Source organism: Streptomyces sp. CBMA156, from assembly GCF_014596515.1.
Lineage (GTDB): Bacteria > Actinomycetota > Actinomycetes > Streptomycetales > Streptomycetaceae > Kitasatospora.
In genome coordinates this window covers 25,753-34,279 of the sequence record NZ_MSJQ01000230.1, presented here as the reverse complement: position 1 = coordinate 34,279, position 8,527 = coordinate 25,753, and the positions used below count along the sequence as shown (strand labels likewise).

Annotated in this window: 6 protein-coding genes; 3 read left to right on the top strand and 3 right to left on the bottom strand. The window is 76.5% G+C overall.

From position 1 onward, the window contains the following. On the top strand, window positions 1-2,198 hold a 2,198-nt coding region (locus tag BU198_RS19125), incomplete at its 5' end, for a condensation domain-containing protein (protein WP_223244621.1). 153 nt (window positions 2,199-2,351) lie between these two features. Continuing rightward, window positions 2,352-3,185 carry an SDR family oxidoreductase gene (locus BU198_RS19120; RefSeq protein WP_188298084.1) on the top strand — a complete coding sequence of 278 codons (834 nt, stop codon included), beginning with the start codon at window positions 2,352-2,354 and terminating at the stop codon, window positions 3,183-3,185. Window positions 3,186-3,235: 50 nt separating this feature from the next. Here the strand turns inward: BU198_RS19120 and BU198_RS19115 are convergent, their stop codons facing one another. The 3 genes from BU198_RS19115 to BU198_RS19105 form a co-directional block, all read right to left on the bottom strand. Beyond that, window positions 3,236-4,480, bottom strand: coding sequence for a DUF2201 family putative metallopeptidase (locus BU198_RS19115; protein WP_317620195.1), 1,245 nt, complete (start codon window positions 4,478-4,480; stop codon window positions 3,236-3,238). Beyond that, window positions 4,477-5,712, bottom strand: coding sequence for an AAA family ATPase (locus BU198_RS19110; protein WP_411293210.1), 1,236 nt, complete (start codon window positions 5,710-5,712; stop codon window positions 4,477-4,479). Before BU198_RS19110 ends, BU198_RS19115 begins: the two co-directional genes overlap by 4 nt. Before the next feature lie 64 nt (window positions 5,713-5,776). Beyond that, the gene (locus tag BU198_RS19105) at window positions 5,777-7,174 is read right to left on the bottom strand and encodes a hypothetical protein (RefSeq protein WP_188298082.1); all 1,398 of its coding nucleotides are present in this window, start codon (window positions 7,172-7,174) and stop codon (window positions 5,777-5,779) included. 363 nt (window positions 7,175-7,537) lie between these two features. Between BU198_RS19105 and BU198_RS19100 the strand changes: the two genes are divergently transcribed. Beyond that, window positions 7,538-8,374 carry an NAD(P)H-binding protein gene (locus tag BU198_RS19100; RefSeq protein ID WP_188298088.1) on the top strand — a complete coding sequence of 279 codons (837 nt, stop codon included), beginning with the start codon at window positions 7,538-7,540 and terminating at the stop codon, window positions 8,372-8,374. Window positions 8,375-8,527 lie beyond the last annotated feature (153 nt).

Sequence of the window (8,527 nt, the reverse complement as noted above, 5' to 3'; positions counted from 1 at the left end):
GCCGCCGACTGCGCGCGGTGCCAGGCAACGGCCTCGGCTTCGGTGCCCTGCGCACCTTCGGCACGCCCGGGGCCCGCGAGCGCCGCGCCGCCCTGCACACCGCCTCGCTGGACCCCGGCGTGACGGAGGCGCTGCGCACCCTCGGCTCCCGGCACGGCGCCACCCTGTTCACCGTCGTGCTGGCCGCCGCGTTCGCCACGCTGCGCACCGCCTCCGGGCAGGACGACCTGGTCCTCGGCTGCGCCAGCGGCCACCGGGCCCGCCCCGAACTGCGGCGGACCGTCGGCCTCGGCGTCAACACCCTGGCCGTACGGGCGAATCCGGCCGGGGACCCGTCCTTCACGGAACTGCTCGGGTCGGTGCGCGCCGCCCTGCTCGACGCCCAGCAGCACCACGAGGTGCCGTTCGACCTCGTGGTCGAGCGGCTCGGCGCGGCCGCCCGCGGGGCCGACGGCACCCCACTGCTCTCGGTCAGCTGCGACCTGGTCCGGCCGGGCGAGCCGCTCGCGCTGCCGGGACTGGCCGCCGAGAACGTTGAACTCGACCTGGGACTGGCCAAGTTCGGGCTGGCGCTGCTGCTGGAGGACGGTCCGCGGCCGCGCGTCCTGGTCCAGCACGACCGGGACGCGCTGGACGAGGCCACCGCCGCCCGGCTCGCCGAGGCCTTCGCCGCGCTGCTCACCGCCGTGGCCGGCGACCCGGACCGGCCGCTGTCCGCACTGCCCGGAGAGCGGCTGACCGCCGCCGAACACCCGGTGGTGGCAGCCCTGTCGGCCGATCCCTCGGTGGTCGAGGCGGCCCTGGTCGAGAACCCGGACGGCCCGCCGCTCGCCTACGCGGTGGTGCGCGGCCCGGTCGCCCCGACCGGCACCGCGCTGCGGGACTCCCTGCGCGGGCGCCTGCCGGCCGCCGAACTGCCGCTCGCGGTCACGCTGGTGGACCGGTTGCCCCGCCACCCCGACGGCACCCCCGACCGCGACCGGCTGCCCGGCGCCGCCCAGGGGGCCGTCGCCCAGGGAGGCACGGGTCGTCAGGACGCGGGCCCGCTGGAGGCGGTGCGGGAGGCCTTCGGCGAACTGCTGGGCGCGACCCCGTCCGCCGACGGTGACTTCTTCGCCCTCGGCGGCCACTCCCTGGTCGCCGTCCAGCTCGCCGAGCGCCTGCGCACCCGCACCGGGCTGCCGCTCACCGGCCTCGACATCCTGGAACAGCGCACCCCGCGCGCCCTCGCCGCGCTGCTCGCCACCCGCGCGGAGGAGCGCCGCGCCGCCCTCGCCAGGACGGGTGCCCGCGCGCGGACCGGCACCCGCACCGGCACCCGCACCGGCACCGTCCTGCTCACCGGAGCCACCGGCGGAGTCGGCGCCGCCGTGCTCCAGGAGCTGATGGCGGAGGGCAGGCCGGTCCGGGTGCTGGTCCGGCCGGAGTCCGCGCACCTGCCCGCGCTGAACGGCGCCGAGGTGTCGGAGGGGGATCTCGGCGACCTCGACAGCCTGCGCCGGGCCGTCGAGGGCGTGGACGCCGTCATCCACTCCGCCTGCACCTTCACCGACCACGCCACCGACCTCGCCGCGATGCGCGCCCTGGCCGACGGGTGGCGGGGCGGCCCGTTCGTCTTCGTCAGCAGCATCGACGCGTACGGCCGCCCGGCGGGCACCGAGGTCCCCGAGGGCGGCCCCGCCGGCGCGTCGGTCACCCCGTACGGGCAGGCCAAACTGGACTGCGAGCGCGTCCTCTTCGAGGCCGCCGCCGGCCGCGGCCCGGCCACCGCCGTCCGCGCCCCGATCGTCTGGGGCCCGCACCACCGGCTGCGCGACCAGCTCCGCTGGGGCTCCACCGGCGCCCTCTTCCAGGCCGCCCTGGCCGGCAGGCCGATCGGCCTGCCGGACGCCGACCGGTGGTACGGCGCCTCCTGGGTGCACGCCGCCGCCCTGGCCCGCGCCCTGACCGCCTGCCTCACTCCTGACCACCCCGCCGCCGGCCGGGTCGTCAACGCGGTGAGCGGACACGTCTCCTGGGCCGAGTTCACCGCCGAACTGGTCCGCCTGCTCGGCTCCGCCGCCCCGATCGTCGCCGCCGCCGACGCCGACCCGGAACTGTGCCGCCCCTGGCACTACCGGGCGGACACCCTGGCCGGCCCGCTCACCCCGGAACCGGGCGAGGACTGGCGCGCCGTCCTGGCGGCCATGGTCGGCTGACCGTGCGCCGCGGGCGGAGGGGTCCGGCAGCCGGACTCCTCCGCCCGCGCCACCGGAGGTGCCGCAGCCGGGGGACGGCGATCTTCTTGACCTCAAGCTCGCTTGAGCTCCTAGCCTTCCCGTGACCGGCCATCGGATGACGGGAGCGGGCACATGATTCTTGTGACAGGAGCGACCGGGAACATCGGACGTTCCCTGCTCGGAGAACTGCACGCGCACGGCGCGGGCCCCGTCCGGGGGCTCACCCGGGACGCCGCCCGGGCCTCGTTCCCCGCGGGGGTGGCGGCGTGGAAGGGCGACTTCGCCGACCCGGCCGCCCTGGCGCCCGCGCTCGACGGGGTGCGCTCGCTGTTCCTGGTGTCCCGGCTCGGCCCCGATGCCGACATCCTCGAAGCCGCCGGCCGGGCCGGCGTCGAGCACGTGGTGCTGGTGTCCTCCATCACCGTCCTGACGCATCCGCACCTGGGCCCCGCCCGGGAGAACCTGGCCGTCGAGCGGCTGCTGGAGGACAGCGGCATGGCGTGGACGGTGCTCCGGCCGACGCAGTTCGCCTCGAACACCCTGTGGTGGGCGGCGTCGATCCGCGAGCGCCGGACGGTCCGGGTGCCGTACGCGGACACCGGGCTGCCCACGATCCACCCCGCCGACATCGCGGCGGTGGCGCGCGTGGCGTTGACCGAGCCGGGGCACCGGGGCCGGGCGTACGCGCTGACCGGGCCGGAGCGGGTGACGCCCCGGCAGCAGGCGGCGGCCATCGCGGCGGCCCTGGGCCGGGAGGTGCCCTTCGCGGAGACCGGCCGGGAGGAGGCCCACCGGCAGCTGTCCGCGGCCCTGGGCGCCGAGGCCGCGGACGCGGTGCTGGACGTGACGGGCGGGGACGTCAACGACGAGCTGCTGGCGGTGCGCGACACGGTCGGGAGGGTCACCGGGGCTGCCGCCAGGCCGTTCCACCGGTGGGTCGCCGAGAACCTCGCCGCCTTCCGCTGACGGGCCCGTTGCCCGTTGCCCGTTCCCGACCCGGCCGAGGACCCGGCCGCTCAGCCGATGGTCACCACCCGGGCCCACTCAGGCGGCTCGTCCGGCCGGTACTCCTCCTCGTTCTCGGCGTCCTCGGCGTCCTCGTCGTACCGGCTCGGCCGGGGGAACAGGCCCACCACCGTGCGGCACGACGGCGCGACCTCCGGCCAGGGGGTCTGCCCGTCCGTCAGCACCACCACCACGTCCGGCCGCGGCCGGGTCCGCAGCGCCGCCGCGAAGCCCGTCCGCAGGTCGGTGCCCCCACCGCCGATCAGCTGGACGCCCGACGCCCGGCAGACCGGCTGGACGGTGTGGGCGGCCGCGTCGCAGGAGACCACGGTGACCTGGTCCAGGCGCCCGCCGACCGCCCGGCCGATCGCCGTGACCTCCAGCAGCGCGCTGCCCAGTTCCTCGTCCGAGACCGACCCTGAGGTGTCGACGACCACCGACACCCGGGGCGGGCGCCGCCGCAGGCTCGGCAGCACCACGCCCGGCAGGCCGGTCGAGCGGCGGGACGGACGTCCGTAGCTGTAGTCCCCGCCCGTGCCCGCTCCGGAGGCCGCCGAGCGCACCGCCGCACCCAGCAGCTGCCGCCACGGCTGCGGCGGGTGGAACGCCTCCTCGGCCCACCGCTGCCAGCCCTCGGGGGCGTCGCCGGGGCGGCCCCGGATGCCCTCGGCGACCCGGAAGCGGATGGCGTCCTGCTCCTGCGGGGACAGCCCGTGGGCGCCGTCCGGGCCCAGCTCCCAGGGCCGCTCCAGGCCGTCGGCGCCGCTGCCGCAGTCCAGCCAGGCCAGCTCCCGCACGTGCAGGTCGACCCGGATGCGGTCGAGGTAGTCCTCCATCAGCTGCCCGTCCGGCAGTCCGAGGAAGTCCGGTGTCACGGCGCTCTCGGGGGTGACGAGCCCGTCGCCGAACACGTCGTCGTTGATCTCGCAGTCGGCGGCGACGTTCATCCGCAGCCGGGCGGCCGGTCCGCGCAGCCCGAGGGCCCTGGCGAGGCGGTCGCCGCGCCCGTGGTGGTCCCGCAGCAGGTGCGACACCTCGTGGACCCAGACCGAGGCGAGTTCCTCCACCGAGGTGCGGTCGACGAAGCCCGGCGAGGCGTAGCAGCGCCAGTGGCGGTCCACGCCCATCGTCGGCACCTGGCGGGACTCCACCAGCCGCAGGGCGAACAGCGCGGTCGCCAGGTACGGCCGGGCCCGGACGGCCTGGAGGCGGGCGGCGTACAGTTTGGCCACATCCAGCGCGGCGGCCCCGCTCACCTCCCGGCCCCGGCGGCAGCCCCGACCGCGACCCGGGCGGCGGCCCGGTCCGCCCGCCGGGACAGTTCCACCGCCGACGCCAGGTGCTCGATCGCCGCCGGCACGTCCCAGTCCTCCCGGCGCAGCGAGGCCAGCGTGGTGGCCGGGACGACCAGTACGTCCGGTGCCCCGGTCTCCAGCGCCCGGACCAGCAGCGCCCAGGCCGCGTCCCAGCGCTCCCGCTCCGGCCGGTTGCGCACCGCCGCGACCACCCCGTCCAGCACCGCCTGGCGCAGGTCCCCGCGCTCCGGCAGCACCGCGCCGGCCGGGTCGGCGAGCAGGTCCTCCGGGTCCGGCAGGTCCATCCGCTCCATGTGCGCCATCAGCTCCAGCCCGGGGCCGTCCCCGACCGCGCCCCGGACCAGCAACGACAGCACCTCCCGGGAGGAGCCGGCCGCGGTCGCGAAGGCGACCAGCCGCAGCGTCATGTCCCAGCTGCGCGGCGACGGCCAGGCGCCGCCGCGCCGGGTCTCGGTGGTGGGCAGCCGGTGCACCAGCTCGGGCCGGACCGCCAGCAGCCCGCACACGGCCCGCCGCGCCAGCGCGACGGCCTCCGGCAGCGCCCGCCGGTCGAGCCCGGGCAGGGTGGCCACCGGCCAGACCCCGCCGAGGCCGCGCACCACCACCTCGTGGTCGTGCGCCCACTGGAGGTGGACGAAGCGGTTGGCCAGCGGCGGGCTCAGCTCCCAGCCGTCGGCCGCCGAGGAGCGCGGGTTGGCGGCGGCCACGATCCGTATGCCGGGCGGGAGTTGCAGGGCGCCGATGCGCCGTTCCAGGACCAGCCGGAGCAGTGCGGCCTGGACGGCGGGCGGCGCGGTGGACAGCTCGTCCAGGAACAGCAGCCCGCGTCCGGCCCGCACCAGGCGCACCGCCCAGTCCGGCGGGGCCAGCGGGACGCCCTGCTGCGCAGGGTCGTCGCCGACGATGGGCAGCCCGGAGAAGTCGGAGGGTTCGTGGACGCTGGCGATGACGGTGGTCAGCGGCAGGTCCAGGGCCTCGGCGAGCTGGTTGAGCGCGGCGGTCTTGCCGATGCCGGGCTCGCCCCAGAGCAGGACGGGCAGGTCGGCGGCGACGGCCAGGGTGAGCGCCTCCAGCTGGGTGTCGGCGCGTGGTTCGGTGATGGTGTCGGCCAGCAGGTCGAGCAGCTGCCGGGCGACGTCGAGGCGGGCGGTTTCGGGCACGGGAAAGGGCATGGGAAAGGGCATGGGTGATCACCTCAAGGGGTCTGGTGCGGAAGGGTTTTCGGGCGCGCCGACGTCAGCGGAGCGAGGCCAGTCGGGGCCGGGCCCGGTAGGTGGCGTGGTGCGGACGGAGGGCGGTGCCGTCCGGGCGTGTGCCGCGGGTCGCCCGCGGCGACCGGTGGGTGACGATCCCCGGCCCGGTCAGGCCTGAGCGGTAGAGGCCGTAGGCGATCCGCCGTTCGGCGGCCGCCGCCAGCTCGTCCCGCAGCGGCCCCTCGCGCAGCACCGCCTCCGGGCCGAGCAGGGCCTCGACCAGGGCCAGTGCCCCGGCGGTGTCGCCGTGGTCCAACCGTTCGCGCACGCCGGCCAGTTCGTGCGGCCGGCGGTGCGTGAGGTCGACCGCCCGCAGGCAGGGCAGCGGGGTGCCGGACAGGGCGGCCAGCAGTTCCTCGCGGCGCAGCTCGGCCGTGTCGTGGTCGAGCGGGGCGAGCACCCCGTCGACCAGCCCGATCCGGTGCCGCGCCCCTCGGCAGTCCACCAGCCGCTGCGGCCAGGGCCGAGAGGACTCCTGCGTCCGGGTTCGGTGGCCGGGCGCCAGTGCGGCCGCCACCAGCGGATGCAGCCCGTCGGGCTGGATCGCGCCGCTGCGGAGCAGGCCGAGGTCCGGTGGCACCCAGGTCGCGGCGTCGGGCAGCAGCGGCAATGCCGAGGTGTCCCCGGAGGCCTCCGCCGTCGACCCGTCCGGCCCGAGCAGCAGCCGCCTGCGACGTCCGAGCCGCACCACGACGGGCCCGGCGGGGCGCCCGTCGGCGCGCAGCAACAGTTCGGCCTCGGCGGCCCAGCGGTCGACGGCCCAGCGGTCGACGGCGCAGCGGTCGACGGCGCAGTGCGGCGGGGGATCGCCGAGGCCGTTGCCGGGAGCGCCCGTCGGCGGACCTCCCGAACCGGCCCTGACCGCCAGTTCCGTGCTGCGCCCGGCATCCCAGAGGTGGCGGTGCAGGTCGTGGCGGAACCGTCGGCTGGGATGCGGATGCGGGTGCGGCGACCGGCCGTCGTCCTCGGAGCCGTCCCAGAGGGCCAGGGCGATCCGCTGCCCGTACTCCGCCCAGGCGGGCGGTGTGCGGACCACGAGAACGACCTGAGGCTCGCCCGGGTACCGGGCCAGCGGCACGGTGAGCCCGGGCCGCAGTAGCCCGTCGGGAGCGGTCCTCGGCAGGTGCCAGCGCAGCAGGTCGGGTGCGAGGCGGCGCAGATCGTCCCGCAGCCGGCCGGCGAGTTCCCGGCCGTGCACGCGGGCGACGTCCCGCAGCCGGAAGCCGACCTCGACGTTGGCGGCGGCACAGGCCCCGGCCCAGTCGCCGGCCAGGCGGCGGGCGGAGGCGGCTTCGATCATGGAGGGCGGCACGGCGTACTCGCGTACGCGCCGCCAGAAGGAGAGGCGGGAGTCGTTCCCGTGCGCGGGGTGAGTGGGCATCAGCACTCACACTTCGCGGACGGGACCCCCGATCTGAGAGCAGGGTGAGTGGTCATCGCGGGGAGCATAGCGCCCCGCGCCGCCGTCCGCCACACCGTTCCGCTCCCCGGCCGCGGGGGCTCAAGGGCCGCTGGAGACCGGGTCGAGACGGGTGGTTCGTGGCGGCTTGGGTGTGTTCTGGTGGACGGCGGAGGAGACGCGACGGGTCGTAGACGCTCGCGCATGGAACTGAGTGCGGAGGCTATGGTCCGCCGGCCCGCGGTGGCCTTGACTGGTGGACACGAGGACGGACACGCGGGGTTCACGGAACCCCGGCGGGTCCGCCGATCCGAACGGTTCCTACTCCGAGTGAGGGTGATCGAGATGGCTGGTGTGGTGGATCTCGCCGTCGAGTCCGGTGTCGTGCTGGTGGTCGGCGGGACGGGGAAGACGGGCCGTCGGGTGGCGGGGCGGCTGACGGCCCGGGGGTACGAGGTGCGGGTGGGGTCGCGTTCGGGTGCGGTGCCGTTCGACTGGCATGACGAGGGGACGTGGGCGGGGGCGTTGAAGGGTGTAAGTGCGGCGTATCTGACGTACTACCCGGATCTGGCGTTCCCGGGTGCGGTGGAGGCGGTGGGGGCGTTCTCGCGGTTGGCGGCGGAGCGGGGTGTGGGGCGGCTGGTGCTGTTGTCGGGGCGTGGTGAGGAGGCCGCGGAGGCGGGGGAGAAGGCGGTGATGGAGTCGGGGGCCGCGTGGACGGTGGTGCGGTGTGCGTGGTTCGACCAGAACTTCGACGAGTCGTTCTTCCTGGAGCCGGTGCTGGCGGGGGAGTTGGCGTTGCCGGTGGGTGGTGCGGTGGAGCCGTTCGTGGATGTGGAGGACATCGCGGATGTGGCGGTGGCGGCGTTGACGGAGGCGGGGCACGCGGGGGAGGTGTACGAGCTGACGGGGCCGCGGCTGTTGTCGTTCGCGGATGTGGCGGTGGAGTTGTCGCGGGCGACGGGGCGTGAGGTGCGGTTCGTGGCGGTGTCGGCGGAGTCGTACCGGAAGGTGCTGGTGGAGGCGGGGTTGCCGGCGGACTTCGCTGAGCTGTTCTCGGTGATCCTGGACGGGCGCAACGCTTCGCTGGGTGACGGGGTGCGGCGGGCGCTGGGGCGTGAGCCGCGGGACTTCGCCGACTACGCCCGGGCCGCCGCCGCCACGGGCGTGTGGAACACGTGACCATCCGCAAGGGCAACACCTGTCGCCAGTACGGCAGTTCAGTTGATCGTCGGCGCCGGGCGGCGCCGGCCCCCTGACCGACCACCCGGCCGCGGCCGGGAGCGGTGAGGAGGCCGGCGGCCCGGACGCCGGGAGGGTCCCCGCGTCGGGCGG

Coding starts and splice junctions, on each gene's coding strand:
- BU198_RS19120 (WP_188298084.1), top strand. CDS start 2,352: ATGATTCTTGTGACAGGAGCGACCGGGAACATCGGACGTTCCCTGCTC.
- BU198_RS19110 (WP_411293210.1), bottom strand. CDS start 5,712: ATGCCCTTTCCCGTGCCCGAAACCGCCCGCCTCGACGTCGCCCGGCAG.
- BU198_RS19105 (WP_188298082.1), bottom strand. CDS start 7,174: ATGCCCACTCACCCCGCGCACGGGAACGACTCCCGCCTCTCCTTCTGG.
- BU198_RS19100 (WP_188298088.1), top strand. CDS start 7,538: ATGGCTGGTGTGGTGGATCTCGCCGTCGAGTCCGGTGTCGTGCTGGTG.